Source organism: Flavihumibacter profundi (assembly GCF_020076305.1).
Classification (GTDB): Bacteria; Bacteroidota; Bacteroidia; order Chitinophagales; family Chitinophagaceae; genus Flavihumibacter; species Flavihumibacter profundi.
Genome location: NZ_JAIQXE010000002.1, coordinates 1,009,350 through 1,027,169, shown reverse-complemented (window position 1 = coordinate 1,027,169; position 17,820 = coordinate 1,009,350). Strand labels below are relative to the sequence as shown.

Annotated in this window: 13 protein-coding genes; 6 read left to right on the top strand and 7 right to left on the bottom strand. The window is 45.5% G+C overall.

The features are described from left to right. Positions 1–130: 130 nt before the first annotated feature. The 5 genes from LAQ65_RS14235 to LAQ65_RS14215 are packed head-to-tail and all read left to right on the top strand — an operon-like array spanning position 131 to position 7,168. Positions 131–2,113, top strand: coding sequence for a KUP/HAK/KT family potassium transporter (locus tag LAQ65_RS14235; protein ID WP_224117645.1), 1,983 nt, complete (start codon positions 131–133; stop codon positions 2,111–2,113). Positions 2,114–2,115: 2 nt separating this feature from the next. After that, positions 2,116–2,427: a rhodanese-like domain-containing protein gene (locus LAQ65_RS14230; protein WP_224117644.1), complete on the top strand. Its 312-nt coding sequence runs from the start codon at positions 2,116–2,118 to the stop codon at positions 2,425–2,427. Beyond that, entirely contained in the window at positions 2,424–3,209 is a 786-nt protein-coding gene (locus LAQ65_RS14225; RefSeq protein ID WP_224117643.1) for an alpha/beta hydrolase, read from the top strand. The genes LAQ65_RS14230 and LAQ65_RS14225 overlap by 4 nt, the downstream gene beginning before the upstream one ends. A gap of 12 nt (positions 3,210–3,221) precedes the next feature. Then, positions 3,222–6,320 carry an AsmA family protein gene (locus LAQ65_RS14220; RefSeq protein WP_224117642.1) on the top strand — a complete coding sequence of 1,033 codons (3,099 nt, stop codon included), beginning with the start codon at positions 3,222–3,224 and terminating at the stop codon, positions 6,318–6,320. 26 nt (positions 6,321–6,346) lie between these two features. After that, the gene (locus LAQ65_RS14215; protein ID WP_224117641.1) at positions 6,347–7,168 is read left to right on the top strand and encodes an alpha/beta hydrolase; all 822 of its coding nucleotides are present in this window, start codon (positions 6,347–6,349) and stop codon (positions 7,166–7,168) included. Here the strand turns inward: LAQ65_RS14215 and LAQ65_RS14210 are convergent. Together LAQ65_RS14210 and LAQ65_RS14205 are read right to left on the bottom strand one after the other, a co-directional pair. Beyond that, positions 7,165–8,100, bottom strand: coding sequence for a hydrogen peroxide-inducible genes activator (locus LAQ65_RS14210; RefSeq protein ID WP_224117640.1), 936 nt, complete (start codon positions 8,098–8,100; stop codon positions 7,165–7,167). The genes LAQ65_RS14215 and LAQ65_RS14210 overlap by 4 nt on opposite strands. A gap of 95 nt (positions 8,101–8,195) precedes the next feature. Continuing rightward, positions 8,196–9,104 (bottom strand): S66 peptidase family protein, encoded by a 909-nt coding sequence (locus LAQ65_RS14205; protein WP_224117639.1) that lies wholly within the window; start codon positions 9,102–9,104, stop codon positions 8,196–8,198. Between the two features lie 758 nt (positions 9,105–9,862). Here LAQ65_RS14205 and LAQ65_RS14200 point away from each other — a divergent pair. Then, positions 9,863–10,663: an alpha/beta fold hydrolase gene (locus LAQ65_RS14200; protein WP_224117638.1), complete on the top strand. Its 801-nt coding sequence runs from the start codon at positions 9,863–9,865 to the stop codon at positions 10,661–10,663. A gap of 9 nt (positions 10,664–10,672) precedes the next feature. Here the strand turns inward: LAQ65_RS14200 and LAQ65_RS14195 are convergent, their stop codons facing one another. From LAQ65_RS14195 to LAQ65_RS14175, 5 genes are all read right to left on the bottom strand, one after another. Continuing rightward, a complete protein-coding gene (locus tag LAQ65_RS14195; RefSeq protein ID WP_224117637.1) occupies positions 10,673–11,524 on the bottom strand; it encodes an ROK family protein in 852 nt (283 codons plus the stop codon). Between the two features lie 33 nt (positions 11,525–11,557). Further along, complete coding sequence (locus LAQ65_RS14190) at positions 11,558–12,814, bottom strand: sugar MFS transporter (RefSeq protein WP_224117636.1); 1,257 nt, start codon at positions 12,812–12,814, stop codon at positions 11,558–11,560. A gap of 238 nt (positions 12,815–13,052) precedes the next feature. Next, complete coding sequence (locus LAQ65_RS14185; RefSeq protein ID WP_224117635.1) at positions 13,053–14,636, bottom strand: arylsulfatase; 1,584 nt, start codon at positions 14,634–14,636, stop codon at positions 13,053–13,055. Positions 14,637–14,775: 139 nt separating this feature from the next. Then, positions 14,776–16,668 carry a CocE/NonD family hydrolase gene (locus tag LAQ65_RS14180; RefSeq protein WP_224117634.1) on the bottom strand — a complete coding sequence of 631 codons (1,893 nt, stop codon included), beginning with the start codon at positions 16,666–16,668 and terminating at the stop codon, positions 14,776–14,778. Between the two features lie 53 nt (positions 16,669–16,721). Beyond that, positions 16,722–17,810 (bottom strand): LacI family DNA-binding transcriptional regulator, encoded by a 1,089-nt coding sequence (locus LAQ65_RS14175; protein WP_224117633.1) that lies wholly within the window; start codon positions 17,808–17,810, stop codon positions 16,722–16,724. Between the last annotated feature and the right edge of the window lie 10 nt (positions 17,811–17,820).

Here is a 17,820-nt window from a genome sequence, read left to right as displayed (position 1 = left end):
AAATCACTTACAATTTATCGAAACATACGGTTGTTTATGTTAGAAACATCTGCATTCCGTATCATCATTTTAACTTTACCTTTGCAAAGCGGGTACGGGAAACCGATACCCTAACTTAATTCATCCAATTGTGGGTAAACACTTGAATAAGGCCACCCTGGCGGGACTGGTCGTTGCTTTAGGCATTATTTACGGAGATATCGGAACATCCCCCCTTTATGTACTCAATGCCATTATTAAAGACAGAGCGATTTCTGAAAAACTGATCCTGGGGGGATTGTCCTGCATTATCTGGACCCTGACCCTTCAGACAACAGTAAAATATGTAATATTAACCCTCCAGGCCGATAACAGGGGTGAGGGCGGGATTTTCTCCCTTTACGCACTGGTCAGAAGGCAGAGAAAATGGCTGGTAATACCGGCAATGTTAGGCGGTGCTGCACTTTTGGCCGATGGTATGATTACCCCTCCAATTACCGTAACCTCTGCTATCGAAGGATTAAGGCAAATCCCCCGCCTCAGCAATATTAACCAGGCCACAGTAATGTATATCGTACTGGGTATCATTTCCATGCTTTTTTTTGTACAGCAATTCGGAACAGCTTCCATCGGGAAACTATTTGGCCCTATCATGGTGGTTTGGTTTGGCATGCTGGCTGCAATGGGACTTTTCCACCTGTCAGATGACCTGGGCATATTTAAAGCATTCAGTCCGCACTATGCCATCGAACTGCTTACCACTTACCCGAAGGGGTTCTGGATTTTGGGGGCGGTATTCCTCTGTACAACCGGGGCTGAGGCCTTATATTCCGACCTGGGGCATTGCGGCAAGGAGAATATCCGCGTATCCTGGATTTTTGTTAAGGCAGCATTGATCTTTAATTACCTGGGGCAGGGCGCCTGGTTACTGGCAAATTACCAGGGCAAGGTTTTTGACACAGCCAATATGAACCCGTTTTACGGGCTTATGCCACAATGGTTCCTTTTACCAGGTATAGCTATCGCAACCGCTGCAGCCATTATTGCCAGCCAGGCCCTGATCAGTGGCTCCTTTACCCTGATCAGTGAAGCAATGCGACTTAACCTTTGGCCAAGGCTGAGAATCAATTATCCATCAGAAGCAAAAGGGCAGTTATATATTCCAGGCATCAACCTGATCCTTTTCCTGGGTTGTATCGGGGTAGTTCTATATTTCAAGAAATCTTCCAATATGGAAGCGGCATATGGACTAGCCATCACCCTTTGTATGATTGCCACGTCCATTTTGTTTTCCAATTTCCTGATTTCAAAAAGGGTACCCTCCGTCCTTATTTATTTATACCTGGCCGTTTACCTGAGTATTGAATTCAGTTTCCTGTTCGCCAACCTCGACAAATTTGAACATGGAGGTTATGTAACCCTTATAATAGGCGGACTATTATTTACCATCATGTACGTATGGTACAGGAGCCGGAAAATTAAAAACCGCTATGTAGAATTTGTCAGGCTCGAACATTATGTTCCCATGATCCAGGAACTGAGCAACGACAAAACCGTTCCCAAACATGCTACCCACCTTGTGTACATGACCAGTGCCAATAACCCGAAAGAGATTGAGCACAAGATCATTTACTCCATATTGAATAAAAAACCCAAAAGGGCAGACATATACTGGTTCGTGCATGTTGATACCCTGGATGACCCTTATACCTGCGAATACGTGGTAGACCATATTATTCCCAATGATATCATACGTGTTGAATTCAGGCTCGGTTTCAGGATGGAATCAAAGATCAACCTGTTGTTCCGCAAAGTTGTTGAAGACCTTGTTGCCAATAAGGAAGTGAATATTTACAGCCGTTATGAAAGCCTTGAGCGCAATAATGTGGTAGGTGATTTCCAGTTTATTGTAATGGAAAAATACTTAAGCCAGGATAATGAATTGCCGCTGTTTGAAAGAGTAGTGATGAAAATTTATTTCATGCTGAAAGACATCAGTTTGTCGGAAGAACGCGGTTTTGGACTCGATCCGTCCAATGTGGTTGTGGAGAAATTCCCGCTGATAGTAGCGCCGGTTACTACCATCCGCCTGAAAAGGGTGTTTCATGATGAAGAGGAAGAAGCCCAATTTTAGCGATGGAACAGATTACTGCACAAGAACTGCAACAATTACTGGTAGCCGAACCAGGCACACTGCTTGTTGATGTACGGGAAGAAACGGAGCATGAATCCCATAATATTGGCGGATTGAATATCCCGCTTAGCGAAGTAGTAAAAGCTGCCGCAGCAATACCCAAAAAAGGGAAAGTGGTCGTCTATTGCAAAAGAGGCATCCGCAGCGCAATAGCCATCCAGCGCCTGGAGGAAAAATTCGGTTATACGAACCTGGTAAACCTGCAGGGAGGCCTGGAAGCCATTCCCGGAAAGGAGCAACAAAAATTCAATTGAATATATTCTGGTATATAATAATCGGTATTGCTGCACTCAGTATACTGGGATATTTTTTCCAGGAGCGTTTCATTTTTAAACCGGAAAAACTTAAGCAGGATTTTAAGTTTAAGTATGACGTTCCTTTCAGGGAACTATTTTTCGATATTGAACCGGGAGTAAGGATAAACGGGTTACATTTTTTCAGGGAACAGCCACACGGACTTGTACTTTATCTCCATGGCAATTCCAGGAGTATCAAAGGCTGGGCAAAATGCGCGAAGGATTTTTACCGCTATAACTATGATGTGGTTTTGGTTGACTACAGGGGATTTGGAAAAAGCACCGGCAGGCGCAGCGAGAAAGAGATACTCGGCGATATACAGTTCGTGTATAACAAACTAACAGAACACCTGCCAGAGCACCATATGATTGTTTATGGCAGAAGCATTGGCAGTGGGTTTGCAGCAAAGCTTGCGGCAGATAACAAGCCGCGCTACCTGATCCTGGATGCACCGTATTACAGTTTTAAAAAAGTGGTGGAGCGGTTTTTACCCATCCTGCCCGTTTCCCTGGTGCTACGCTACCATTTGCGTACCGATAAATGGATAAAGCATGTGAATTGCCATACCTATATCCTGCATGGCACACGCGACCTGTTGATTCCCATCAGGCATAGCGAGCAGTTGCAAAAAATAAATCCGGGTAAAATAACGCTCATCCGCATACATGGCGGCGGGCATAACAACCTGCCTTCGTTCCCGGAATACCACAATTTTATACGAGATATTTTAAAGTATTAGCGAAAAATACTCATGAAAAAAGTTACGTTGAAAATCCTGAAATTCAGTGGCATTTTTGTTGCAAGCATTCTGGCCCTGCTTTTTTTATTACCTATACTTTTCCCAGGTACTATTGCCGAAAAAATTAAAAGCTGGACCAACCAGAGCATCACCGGTAAACTCGGTTTTTCAAAAGCAAGGCTTAGCTTTTTTGAGCACTTCCCCTCCCTCACTTTAACCCTACATGATTTTTCCTTAACCGGTGCTTCGCCATTTGAAAAGGACACACTGATGGCCGGAAAGGCCTTAAGCTTCGGAATAGACCTGGGTTCTGTATTCCAGGAATCTATACGGGTGAATAAATTTTATGTCGACAAAGCAAGCATCAATATAGAAGTTGATGAAAAGGGAAATGCCAATTACAATATTTACAAAAGCGCCGTGGATAGTAAAAGAGATTCTTCAGGCAGCAGCAATACCCAATTAAAAATTGAGGGCATTTACATTTCAGACAGTAAGCTGGTATATAACGACAGGTCTATACCCATGAGAATTGAAGCAGATGGTTTCCGGTATGTGGGCAGCGGCAACCTTGCCAGCGCGGAATTTGACCTGGCCTCACACCTTGAAGCCAAAAGCCTGGACTTCAATTATAATGGCAGCACTTACCTTAAAAAAAGAAAGATTGATGCCGACCTGGTAACAGGCATTAATACATCAAGCCTGGCACTCAAATTCGAAAAAAATAAAATCCTGCTTAATAAATTACCCATCGACTTTTCCGGGAATATGGCCATCCTGAAAGACGGCTATGATATAGACCTTAAACTCGTATCGGGTACAACAGATTTTGCCAATATATTCTCCATACTTCCGCCCGATTATGAACTGTGGTTTGCAGACACCCGCTTTAAAGGAACCAGCAGGCTGACGATGGACATAAAAGGGGCTTATAAAACAGCAGAAAACCTGGCACCGGACCTTACCGTAAAGTTATGGGTGCGCGATGGCCAGGTAATCCATAAAAATGCACCGGCCCCATTAGACCATTTTAATATCGCTGCCAGTGTCGTGTTGCCAAAATTAAACCCCGACAGCCTTACCCTGAATATCGACACCCTGGGATTTGACCTGGATGGAAAACCAACGCAGGCAACTTTAATGACGAAAGGAATCAGTGAACCCTATATTAAAGCTGATCTCAAAAGCCAATTAGACCTTGCTTTGCTCGACCAGGCAATCGGGCTCAGTATCGCTGAACTAAAAGGACAGTTAGACCTGCAATTCCAGGCAGAGGGTAAATATGCCACCGGCCAGAACCCTGATAATTTCAGGCCCGATACAATTGTTACCACCATACCTTCTTACCAGCTCAGGGCCCGCATCAATAACGGCTTCTTCAAACACAAGGACCTTCCCCTCGCCATTGAACAAATCAGTGCAGATATCGAATCCCGCTGTGCAAACAGTGAATGGAAAAATATTACGGCAACCATTAACAACGTGAATGCAGTAATCGGGAAAGGGTTTATAAAAGGAGATATTCGCTTTAAGGGCATAGGGCCATCAGACCTCCAGGCCAACCTGGATGCCAGCCTGCATCTGGATGACCTTGCCAAATCAATTCCGATGCAGGGATATTCTTTCGGTGGCAACCTCAGAACCAACATAACCGCAAAAGGCCGGCTGGATAATCAAAGAAAATTATTCCCCTCAATTAATGCCAATATACAACTGACTAACGGCAAAATACAAACGCCGTACTACCCGGAAGCGATACAAAACCTGCAGGTAATGGGCAAGGCCACCAGCACAAAAGGCAGTTACCAGGACCTTTCTGTAGCCATCCGGCAGGCATCATTTGATTTTGAAGGCCAGCCATTTCTTGTTATTGCAGACTTATCAAACTTCAATAACCTTCGTTATGCTATCACTGCCAAAGGAATCCTGGACCTTAACCGCATATACCAGGTATTTGCCATCAAAAATTACCAGGTCGGTGGTAAAATAAAGGCAGACCTTACTGGCAAAGGAACCCAGTCGGATGCCATGGCAGGCCGTTATGCAAATTTGCAAAACAGGGGCACCCTCGAATTTGAAAACCTTGAATTAAGTGCCAAAGAGTTCCCCTACCCGTTTACTATTCCCTCGGGAATACTGGAATTTAACCAGGACAAAGCCTGGCTTAAAAACCTTGTGCTGCGATACCATGAAAATGAATTTACCCTGGATGGCTATGCGCAAAATATCCTGGGGTACACGTTGCAAAATGGAATATTGACAGGCGCCATGAAACTAAGCAGCAGGAAAGTAATGGTTGATGATTTCATGGTTTTTGCAGGAACTGATACAACTACTACCACCTCCCCGGGTGGAATTATTTTATTGCCTGCTAACCTGGACCTGTCATTGGGTGCAGACTTCAGGGAAGTATATTATGGCACAACAAGGCTGAATGATTTTAGCGGACAGCTCGCTTTGAAAAACGGGAACCTTCGGTTAACCGACACCCGGTTTACTATTGCCGGTGGTACTTTTAGTCTGGGGGCGAGCTACCAGCCGGTTGACCTGCGAACCGCAAATTTCTCCTTCACAGTTAAAGCCGATTCCTTTGATGTAAAACGGGCATACAAAGAAATCCCATTATTCCGGGAAATGGCCAGCTCGGCTTCAAAAGCAGAAGGACTTATTTCCCTGGATTATGGTTTGGAAGGCAGGCTGAACGACCAGATGAAACCCGTTATGCCTTCAATAAAAGGGAAAGGGCAACTTACGCTTGCCCAGGTTAAATTGAATGGTTTGAAACTATTCAGCGCCGTAAGCAAAGCCACGGGAAAAGACAGCCTCAACAATCCAGGCCTGAAAGCAGTGGTGATAAAATCTTCGGTAAAGAATAATATCATTACCATCGAAAAAACCAAAATGAAGGTATTCGGGTTCAGGCCAAGGATTGAAGGACAGACATCATTGGATGGTAAGCTGAACCTGCGTTTCAGGCTTGGCCTGCCACCGCTCGGCATAGTGGGAATACCAATGCTGGTAACCGGCACTGCCGAAAGCCCCATTGTTACCATGAAAAAGGGTACGGAAAAAGACGAACTAACTGAAGAAACAGACCCCGGGGAACAATAACAGGCAGGATACTTACATTTGCGGCTATGAAATGGTCAAGGTTCCTTAAAATTTTTTTGTTACTCTATGCAATTGTGGGCATTGCCTTGTATTACCTGCAGGACCGGTTCCTCTTTCACCCTGAAGTTTTACTTAAAAAAGACAAATTCGATTTCACCCTTCCCCATAAAGAATTGAACATCCCCTTCGATGCAGTTTCAAACCTTAATATAGTGCAGTTCCCGGCAGATACTAATACCCGGCCTGGTGGCCTTTCAGCACCAAAGGGAGTAGTCCTGTATTTTCACGGTAACAGGAAAAACATCTCCTGGTATGCGAAGTATGTACCTTCGTTTACCCGACAGGGTTATGAAGTATGGATGATCGACTACCCGGGTTTCGGTAAAAGTACCGGTCCGCTTACTGAAGAAAGGTTGTATGCCTATTCCGAACAGCTCTACAAACTGGCCCGTTCAAAATATGGCGCAGACAGTATCATTTTATACGGCAAAAGCATGGGGACAGGCATTGCGGCTGAACTGGCCACGAAGCACAACATAAAAATGCTGGTCCTGGAAACGCCGTATTACAGCATACGGTCGCTGGTGAAAAGGTATTTTCCCATTTACCCCATTGACCGTATAATCCATTATGAATTACCCACGGGACAATACCTGGCTAAAGTCATAGCGCCGGTAGTTATATTCCAGGGAACAGATGATGGCGTTGTGCCCTATAGCCAGGCGAAAAAACTGCAACCCCTGTTAAAGCCAACAGACCGCTTTTTTACCATTGAAGGCGGAAGCCATAACGACCTCAGCACTTACCCATTATACCAGTCGAAGCTCGATTCATTGCTGCAACGCTAAACGGGAATTACATTCCGGGCTTTATTCTTCCGGATCTTTTCAGGGATATTCAGCATGATCACTTCTTTCAGTGCCGCCAATTGCTTCTGTTTCACAAAGGATTTGGCTGTCAGCAGGCTCACTTCCCGCATAGGCGCGGGGCTCCTGAAGTGGCGGATCAGTTTGAGTTGTGCAGCCGATAAATCGAAGGTGGCCAGTTCCGGCAGGATGGTGATACCCCGGTTAGTTTCCACCATCCTTTTAAGGGTTTCAAGACTACCTGCCTCATATTCAAACAGCAGGAGGTCTTTATGGGCCTGCTGCAATTCGCAAAGGTTCAGCATTTGTGATCGCAGACAATTGCCTTCCTCCAGCAACCACAGTTCATTAACGTCAATATCTTTAGCCAGCACATAAGTCTTTTTATAGGCCGCATTTTTCTTTGACACATATGCCATCATTTCTTCATAGAACAAAGGGTATTCCATGACCGTATTATGCTGTAAAGGCGTAACTGCGAGTCCCATATCAAGGTGCCCTTTAAGCAAGGCGTCCACGAGATTATCGGTGGTCATTTCCTTTACCTTCAGCTGCACGTCGGGAAAGCGGTCAAGAAAACTTTGCAGGAACAATGGCAGCAGGTAGGGTGCCAGTGTTGGGATAATACCCAGCCTTAATTCGCCATGGATCAAACCCTGCTTTTCCTTAATCGCATCCTCCATCTGCTTCACTTCCCGCATCACTTTACGAGCATGGCCAATCATCAGTTCCCCGATGGGTGTAGGCACCACCGGCTGGCGGCTCCGGTCAAACAGCTTTATACCCAGTTCGTCTTCCAGTTTCTGGATCTGCATACTTAAGGTGGGCTGGGTAACAAAGCAATCAGCCGCGGCTTTGGCAAAATGACGGTGCTCATCAACCGCCAGGATATATTCCAGCTGAACAAGGGTCATAATATAGTTTTTCTCTATTAAAGGGCAAAACTAATCAATCGAACTGATGCAATGAACACCTCATTCCGACCGGGAAGGAAGCCTGGAAGCGTTGTTTATACCTCGTCGAGGCGCACCGTTTTGGCGTTTACTTTCAATTGGTAAACCGCGCCTACTTTAAGCGCATAATTTTCTTTTTCGTGGCTCACGGGAAAATCAAAGCACACGGGATACAGGTAGTTTTTCACATGCTCATGGATGATCTCATGGACTGTTTTACCGAAAGGCCTGTCGGTGTCTTTGTTATCGGTGAAACCACCAATCACAAGGCCGGCCAATTCATCAAATACCCCGGCCCTTTTCAACTGCAGCAACATCCGGTCAATATTGTACAGGAATTCGCCCACATCTTCTAAGAACAGGATCCGGTTTTTCGTTTTGAAAGCAGAAGGTGTGCCAACCAGGTGGGCGACCAGGGTCAGGTTGCCGCCAACCAGTGGCGCGGTGGCAATACCAAACTGGTTGAATTCATGCAATGCAGCAGTATATTTTCCCTTTTTGCCTGTAAGCGCTTTCCGCAGCGATTGTACATAAGGGTTAGTATGTTCCCCGTTATTAAAAGCATTGGCCATTGGCGCATGCAGGGAAGCAATGGAGAAATTCCTGTTGATATGCGCATGCAGTACCGTGATATCGCTGAAACCGATGATCCACTTGGGGTGTTTTTTAAATTTCCGGAAGTCCAGCTGGTCAATAATCCGGCTAACACCATAACCGCCGCGGCCGCAGAGGATGGCTTTAACTTCGCGGTCATCCAGCATTTGTTGGAGATCATCCAGGCGTTCGGCATCCGGCCCGGAAAAATAATTGCCTGAATTGCTGAGCATGGTTTTCCCCAACCGGGTTTTATAGCCCCAGGCCTGCAATTGTTCCACACATGTCTGCCATTTTTCGGGAGGCATATATCCGGCCGGACAAACAAGTCCGATGGTATCACCGGCTTTTAAATAAGGAGGGATGGTCATGCGGCAATCTACACAAAAAAGAAAACCCGAAGCATGACCCCGGGTTGAAAACAAATTACACTACCAGGTCTTTCCGACGGACCGGAGGTTTACAGGCAATGGTCTGCCCGCACCGGTTACGAGTAATCACGTTATCATTTGCTTTAGACATTTTGTCGGTTTTTAAGTTTTATAATAATTGGAATTACTGTTATTTGCGGGTAGCGGGCGTGCATTTTGGGGAATTTTCACATGGTCTTCATGTGGTCCTTAACTGGTCCTTAAGTGGTCCTTAAAAACACTCATCAAACTACCGCAATTTGCCAGGAAAACAGCCAGGCCATTAGCCGTCAATCTGGCATAACCGGAATCATTAAGTGCTGGTTACCGGGGCCGCTCCTCCTGTTCAGCTTAAGTGATGTTCCTGCAGCAATAACAACATTCCAAAAATAATGCTGCAAATCACCGTTTTCCGGCATTTGGGATGGGCTATACTCATTTCCGGTACCGGATATAGAGAAATCCGGGACGTACCGGTTTTTAGGGGGTCTTAAAGCGGGTAGGCGTAATCGGGAAAGGAAGTCCCGACTATGTGCCAACCATGTGCCATCCATGTGAAAAATGCCTATTTTACGCAGGAAAGCACATGGATGGCACATGGTTGGCACATGGATCAGGCTAAAAAAACCAATCCAGGTAAGGCAATATGACCCGGGACGTGAAGCTAGGATCAAGCCAGGATCAAGCCAGGATGGGTCAAATAATCTTACATTTATAAGATGCGGATAAAGTCATTTTTCACCCTGCTGGTTTTTTGCATCTCCTTTGGAACCATCGCCCAGAAAAACAAGGAAGGCTATTTTGTTTCCTTCGACAAAACCCGTATCTATTACGAGGTGAAGGGGAATGGATCGCCGGTACTGCTAATCCATGGTTTCACCAGCAAGGGCGATGACTGGAAAAACATTGACCTGTATAACCAACTCGCCAATGCAGGGTTTTCAGTAATTACAGTGGACCTTAGGGGTAATGGCAAATCCGATAAACCACATGATACTTTTGCTTACCAGGATGATGCAGAAGCAAAAGATGTTATGGGACTGATGCATTCCCTGGGGTATAAAAAATATGGGGCAGTAGGCTATTCGCGGGGCTCTATCATTTTGGCCAGGCTGCTGGTACTTGACAAACATTTACAAGCTGCAGTATTAGGTGGAATGGGCGCTGATTTTACCAATCCCCAATGGCCAAGGCGGATCGCTTTCTACAATGCACTGATGAACGATACCACTGCTGCATTTGCAGCCTTCTATAAACGGATACGCGAAAACAACCTCGACCAGCTTGCCCTGGCTTACCAGCAAAAAGGGCAGCCCTCAACCAGTAAGGAAGAATTGGGCAAAGTAAAGCAAAAGGTACTGGTGGTTTGCGGCGAACAGGACCAGGATAACGGTAATGGACAGGAGCTGGCAAGTCTTATTCCTACCGCAAAGTTTATAACCGTGCCAGGCAATCACGGCACGGCCTGGCATACACCTGAATTCAGTACTACTGTTGTGTCCTTTTTTACAACAAAATAAATAACCGGTTTACTTTACCGCATCATAGTACAACCCGGCTGCGCCAAGGATGCCACTGTTCTGCAGTTCCGATAATTCAATCCTCAAACCAGGTAATGATTTCGTGAAAGCGAAAGTATTAATGCGCTCCCACATGGTTTCCTGGAAATAGGGATACGCATGCCTTACGGAGCCACCAAATACTATCAACGGCGGGTCATAAGCATACAGTATTAATTTGACCGTATTGCCCAAATGCGTTCCCAATTCAGCATACCACTGCAGCGCCTGGGGATCACCTGCCTGCGCGCGTTCAAATACTACCTGCCCGTCTGTCTGGTATACATTACTAAAAAACTGCCCGCTTCCATAGTATTCATAGTTGTGATCGAGATAATCCACCATGCCAAATTCCCCTGCACCGCAATTCGGACCCGCATATAAATGGCGATTGATAATCACACCTGCACCAATGCCGGTGCCAAGGGTAAGTCCAATCATATGATCGCTTCCGATTCCTTTACCAAAATAATATTCACCAAGTGCAAAGCAATTGGCATCATTATTTACAAATACCGGCAAATGGTAGCGCTCTTCCATCCTCTTTTTCAGGGGCACTTCTTTCCAGGAAGGAATATGTTGTACATCGTAAACAATACCTTCCGCCAGGTTCACAACGCTGGGCACACCAATACCAATTCCCGCAACATTTTCATTCACCAGCAGATCGGTAATATCAAAAATATCCTGTAACACTTCTTCCACGGTTCCCTTGCTGCGTATCGGTTTTGCATGGGTGTTAGTTATTTCCTTCCCGGTCACCAGCCCGCCGCGGATATTTGTTGCGCCAAGGTCGATACCAATAATATGTTTCTCTTGCATAAATCTCTTTTGTAAAAGTCTCTTTTGAACAAATTAACTGACAGCTTCTTTTTTCTTCCTGCTGATGGTTTTATTCGTAACAATTGGCCTGGCCCAGAAACCGATACTTAATATATAGCCCATAGTCAGGTAGATGAACAACATGCCATAACGCAGTCCCAGGTGATCACCCAGCCAGCCGACAATAAGCGGGATTACAGCGCCACCCACAATGCCGGTAACCAGAATACCCGCAAAAGATCCATGGTGTTCAGTCACGGAATTGAGGGCCAAAGAGAAAATAATCGGGTACATAACTGATGCAAAAAAGCCCACCATCGGGAAGGCGATCAATGCCCAGTTGCCCGGACCGAATAAGGCTACTGTTAAAGAAACCAGTGCCAGTGCCGTAAACAGGATCAGCACCTTCCGGCTATCCATCAGCTTTACCAGTAACAAGCCCAATACCCCACCGGCAGTCATTAATCCCCAGAAATAAGCCACCACTTCTGCTCCTGTTTTTTGGGGATCATACCCGTGGTAGCTGCTCAGGAATTGTGAGATCCAGTTGGCTACACCCTGCTCTGTGCCTACATAACAAAACAAGGCAAGGAAGTAAAGGACCACCACACGCTTTTTAAACAAATCAATATAGGTTTGGACAGTACCCGCCTTTTCATCCTGTTTAAGTTCAACTTTGGGGAATCGGGATACCAGGATGATGACAATCATGGCCAGGGAAATCAAGGCAAAAAGCCAGTACAAGGATATCCAGGGTAAATCACCCGGCGTATGGCTTTTAAGGAGTCCCATTATTCCGGTAATTTCTCCCTGGGCCTGGAGCTTCGATACCATGCTGGAATAGACCAGCGGACTAACGAAGGATGCCAGTCCAAATATCAGTTGCGCAAGGATGGAATAAAAAGCATAATGCTCTTCACCGCCTGATGTGCGCAGCAAAGGATTGATGACCACCTGTAACATCGCCATACCACAACCGATCAAAAACAAAGACAATACCGCACTCAGGTAATTTGGGAAAAGGGCCAGCAACAGTGCACCAAAAAACGAAACGAAGAAGGCCGCCACCATTACCTTTTTTTCTTTATACCGTTCAATCAGCATTCCCGATGGGATAGACATCACGCCATAAGCAATAAAGAATGCGAATGGCAGCAGGGCTACCAGGGTCAGGCTCAGGTCAAATCCTTTGATAATATCGGGAATCAGCGGACCAATAATGTTCGTAAGGAAAGAGATCACAAAAAACGTGAGCATAATGAGCCCAACAGTGTAATAGCTACGGTTCATTTGAGGCAATTAATTGCAGTTAATTTAATTAGGGTACAACTTAGCCAAAAAAACCAGTTTAGCAAACCGTTTAACGCTGGACCAGCTATATTATTTACCGTTTAGTGATACGAAACCGGTTTCGGGAGATTGAATAATAGTCTTCTTTTATATGTTGCAAGGCCTGCTGTTGGTACAAACAAAAAAAGAGGCCGCCCTATTGAGGCAGCCTCTTCCTGGCTAAATGTATTGCCAATTATTAATTATTTCCGCCGCTCTTTTGCAGGGACTCCAAAACCTGGTCAAGGGAAAAACTACCCACTTTTTGCCGTTGCGGGAAGTCCCGGAATGATCCAAGAAATTGCCCGACATAAGCCTGGGCAGGCACCAATAAATAGACGTGGTCAACCAGCCATTTAGTATACAATTCAGAATCATGCTCTGCCCTTTCAAAAGGGTCAGCCTGAAGATCAAAAATTAAAGGCACCCGAAGCGAGGTCCAGGGTCTTGCCCATACTTCAAAGCCATGGTGTTCCTGGATTTGAAAATGTATTTTCCAGCGGTTGTAACGCAAAGCCACCAGGCTTCCGTCATCATTAAAATAGAACATTTCCTTGCGGGCCGATTGCGCAGTTTGCCCGGTGAGATAGGAAATTTGGTTATAGCCATCGAGATGGACTTTATAGTTAGTATTACCAGCCTGGTAGCCAGTCAATAGTTTTTCCTTTATATCCGTAACACCAGCTGCGGCAAGTAAAGTAGGCATCCAGTCTTCGGATGAGAATATTTCGTTAGAAATTTGGCCTGGCTTTATTTTACCGGGCCAGCGGATCATGGCAGGGACACGGAATCCGCCTTCCCAACCAGTTGCTTTTTCCCCACGGAAAGGCGTCATGCCGCCATCAGGCCAGAACATTATTTCGGCACCATTGTCTGTTGAATAGATCACAATGGTATTGTCTGTAATTTTCAAATCATCCAATTGCTTCAGCAATTCACCTACCATGGCATCATGTTCTGCCATTCCATCTGCATACAAGCCATTGCCGGTTTTTCCTTTAGAAGCATCTTTCAGGTGAGTCCAAATGTGCATCCGGGTACTATTATACCATACAAAAAAAGGTTTGTCGGCCTTAACAGATTTGTCAATAAACCCTTTCGCAGCAGCAAGAAATTCACCATCGATGGTTTCCATTCTCTTTTTAGTCAGGGCGCCGGTATTCTCAATTTTCTGGGTGCCATCGGCATTAGCATATGAATGAATCACTCCGCGGGGTCCAAATTTTTCCTTGAAGCCCGGCATTTGTTTTTCAGTCGGGTAATCTTCATTTTCGGGTTCTTCTTCCGCATTCAGGTGATAGAGGTTGCCGAAAAATTCGTCGAAGCCATGGGCAGTAGGCATGTGTTCATCCCTATCACCCAGGTGGTTTTTACCAAACTGTCCAGTTGCATACCCCTGCGGTTTGAGGAGATCTGCAATCGTTGGGTCTTCCTTTTGCAATCCTTCTTTTGCGCCGGGCAGACCAACTTTCAATAAGCCGGTACGATACGGGCTTTGCCCGGTTATGAAGGCAGCACGGCCCGCGGTGCAGCTTTGCTGGCCATAATAATCGGTGAACATCATGCCCTCTTTAGCAATGCGGTCAATATTGGGTGTTTTGTACCCCATCATGCCCATATTGTATGCGCTGATATTATTCCAACCAATATCATCGCCAAAGATCACAAGGATATTAGGTTTGCCGGGTGCTTTTGCAGCCTGTTGCTTTTTCTGGGCAACTGCAAAAGATACTACTGCCATGAGCAATATCATCATGACAATTTTGCTTCTCAATTTTCTCATAAATTTTCGTTGACTACCAGGTTAAGTCCTTTTTTTGATTTGCGGTAATAAATATATTTTTAAAGGTAATATAAATGACTCAGCCATATGCATAATTTTAGTCATGCATATGGCTGATTGTTCTTTTTTCCACTATTGGTTAGCGGATTACCGGCAATATTATGGAAGAGGCATTTTCCCCGTTGTGAAATATTTTGATATCACTCTTAATGAAATCCTTTTCATCGCAATGGTAGATATCAACAAATTGCTGCGGGTTGCGGTCTACCAAAGGGAACCAGCTGCTCTGTACCTGCACCATCAGGCGATGCCCTTTCTTAAATGTATGCGCAATATCAGGTAACTCGAATTTCACAGTTTCAATTTTACCGGGAGTAAACGCTGCCGGGGTTTCATAGCTTTTCCTGAAACGGCCCCTGAAAATTTCACCGCGCACCAGCATCTGGTAACCGCCCATCGGATAGGGCAATACAGGATCCTCATTGGCATATATGTCAACATTATTGTGGCCCATATCATCCGGGAAAACATCAATGACCTTCACCACGAAATCCGCATCTGTTGTTGAAATACTGGTGCGCAGGTCAGCAATAACTGGTCCGGCTACAGTAACATCATGATCCAGCAGTTCCGTTTCGAAAACCAGAACATCGGGGCGGCGGGCGGCGAAGCGCTGGTCGTTGGACATATATTTCCTGGTCCTTGTAAAATGCACTTCTTCGTCATAAGGCACCGGCTTTGCTGGATCGCTGGTGTATTCGCTGAAACTGTTGTCGCCACCCGGTTTTTCGGCCGACAACTTACCATTCGGCTGCAGGTACATTGTGGTAGCTGTCTTTTCCGCAGGAGGCCATTGTGCAAAAGTTTTCCATTCATTGGCACCTGTAAAAAAGATATTGGCTTCCGCGAATTTGGAAACATCTCCCTTGCCTTTCAGGAAATAATTGAAGAAGGGTACATCGAAATTTTCCTGGTAATATTCACTCGTGTTAGATCCAAACCGGATATTGCCATGGTGGGTTCCATCCTGGTTAGCCCATTGCACATGGTACCAGGGACCTTCAACAATTTTATTAAAGGACTTCCCCGGGTTATTCGCTTCCGCTGCCTTATACGCATTAAAAGCACCCCAGGTATCCTCCGCATCAAACAAACCACCAACCCATAACATCGCCGGACGCAGGTTTTTAGTGGCGTTACGCGCATCACGAGCTTTCCAGAAAGCATCATAATTGGGATGCGCCATCAGGTCTTTCCAGAAGGCGATACTGTCGCCCATATACCTGCTTAAATTTTTCAAGGTGCCGGCTTTTAGGTAAAACTGGTAACTATCGTAATCCGGATAGGGTACAGGGTCTGGTGCTACTGATATCGGCTTCGGATGCGGCACACCAAACCCGCCGCCCAAGGCTGAATAAAAACTAAAAGCATCCATCTGGAAAAATGCGCCGTTATGGTGAAAATCATCGCCAATAAACCAATTGGTGACCGGTGCCTGCGGACTAACGGCTACTAATGCAGGATGGTTACTGGCAGCAGCCATAGTCGAATAAAAGCCCGGGTAAGAGATCCCGAAGACGCCGACCTTGCCATTATTGTTGGGAATATTTTTTACCAGCCAGTCAATCGCATCATAGGTATCGCTTGACTCATCAATCTCCTTCCCTTTTTTATCAGCATTAAATGGCCGTACGTTTTCAAATACCCCTTCACTCATCCACCTGCCCCGCACGTCCTGCGTAACCAGTATATAACCTTCCCTGCAATATGCCTTCAGGTAACTGCCCCAGTATGGTTTATTCTGGCCTGCACCGTATGGCGCGCAGGAATAAGGCGTTCTCTCCATCAGGATCGGATGCTTTTCCGCTGTTGAAACAGGCATATACACAGAAGTAAATAACCTCACCCCATCACGCATGGTAATGTAAACTTCCTTCTTGGTATAGTTCTGTGAGAACCAGGTTGAATCAATATCCTGGGCAAATGAAGACAAGCAAAGCAAAAGGCATAGCCCGACAAAAAAAGGTTTCATCTTGCACTAATTTTTGGTAATAGCATAAGATACGACCTTCGCCATTGATATTTTCAATTCCGGTAAAAAGAATAATTCTCCTTCGTGATAATATCAATCGGCATATAATGGACCTTCTCAACCACTAAACCAAGCACCAGGCCCTGGTAAAGTGTCATAATACCCCTGTACCCCTGCTCCTGCGGTTTATCGCAGATGATAAAATCAATAACCCCTTTTTCAAGGTATTCAATATTGAGGTCGGTAAAGTCAAACCCAACCAGGAAGTAATGTTTCCCGGGCATGGTTTCAAGGCATCGCGCAACAGTGGATACCCTTGAATTAGTAACACAAATAGCCTGGATACCTGGATTGGCTGATAAGATTTTTACCAGGCTTTTGCGTATGGATGACTGGTCCGCTTTTTCAAGGTCTGCTTTGATGATCTCCTGCTGTAGCTGGTTGTTCTTAAAATATGCCCTTATCCCCTCTTCCTTCCTGAAAAGCCTATGATTGCCTGCAGGTTCCATATTTGCCAGGCTAATGTCTTCCGATATATTCATGACCAGCAGTTTAGCCTGGCCGGAAATACCATACCGGATCAGGTGGCCGGCGAGGTAACCACTTTGAAATAAATCGGGGCCAATATAAGAGAGCTTATCCTGGTCCGGAATATCAGCATCAATAAATACATAAGGAATACCCGCTTCCCGGCATGCTGCAATAAATGCAATTGATTCAGCAATAAACAGTGGCGCCAGCAATACACCGGCCACTTTACTTTTAAGGACAAGCCTCGATTGTTTAATAAAAGTAGAAGGATCGTCCTGGTCAAAAAAATATTTGGTAACGGTGATGCCTAGTGGCCTGACCTCCTTTTCAGCCTGCACTATCCCTTCAAGTGGCGCCTGCCAATAGCTGGTCTCGACAGAAACCCCGGGAATTAAAACTGCGAATTCGGTATTTTTCCGGGAAGCCAGCCGCCTTGCAAAAATATTCGGCTGGTAATTCAATTCTGCAATGATCTTGTTGATCCTGTTCCTGGTTTTTTCAGCAACGCCGGTGCGGTTATGTATTACCCGGTCAACCGTAGCAATGGAAACCTTTGCCCGCCTGGCTATTTCCTTAACACCACTTAGTTCAGTTTTTTCTTTCCTATGCATCAAACGTTTA

Excerpts from the sequence above, each read along its gene's own strand:
- LAQ65_RS14180 (WP_224117634.1), bottom strand. The coding sequence starts at position 16,668 with ATGAAACCTTTTTTTGTCGGGCTATGCCTTTTGCTTTGCTTGTCTTCA.
- LAQ65_RS14195 (WP_224117637.1), bottom strand. The coding sequence starts at position 11,524 with ATGCAAGAGAAACATATTATTGGTATCGACCTTGGCGCAACAAATATC.
- LAQ65_RS14220 (WP_224117642.1), top strand. The coding sequence starts at position 3,222 with ATGAAAAAAGTTACGTTGAAAATCCTGAAATTCAGTGGCATTTTTGTT.
- LAQ65_RS14230 (WP_224117644.1), top strand. The coding sequence starts at position 2,116 with ATGGAACAGATTACTGCACAAGAACTGCAACAATTACTGGTAGCCGAA.
- LAQ65_RS14205 (WP_224117639.1), bottom strand. The coding sequence starts at position 9,104 with ATGACCATCCCTCCTTATTTAAAAGCCGGTGATACCATCGGACTTGTT.
- LAQ65_RS14175 (WP_224117633.1), bottom strand. The coding sequence starts at position 17,810 with ATGCATAGGAAAGAAAAAACTGAACTAAGTGGTGTTAAGGAAATAGCC.
- LAQ65_RS14215 (WP_224117641.1), top strand. The coding sequence starts at position 6,347 with ATGAAATGGTCAAGGTTCCTTAAAATTTTTTTGTTACTCTATGCAATT.
- LAQ65_RS14190 (WP_224117636.1), bottom strand. The coding sequence starts at position 12,814 with ATGAACCGTAGCTATTACACTGTTGGGCTCATTATGCTCACGTTTTTT.
- LAQ65_RS14185 (WP_224117635.1), bottom strand. The coding sequence starts at position 14,636 with ATGAGAAAATTGAGAAGCAAAATTGTCATGATGATATTGCTCATGGCA.
- LAQ65_RS14210 (WP_224117640.1), bottom strand. The coding sequence starts at position 8,100 with ATGACCCTTGTTCAGCTGGAATATATCCTGGCGGTTGATGAGCACCGT.
- LAQ65_RS14200 (WP_224117638.1), top strand. The coding sequence starts at position 9,863 with ATGCGGATAAAGTCATTTTTCACCCTGCTGGTTTTTTGCATCTCCTTT.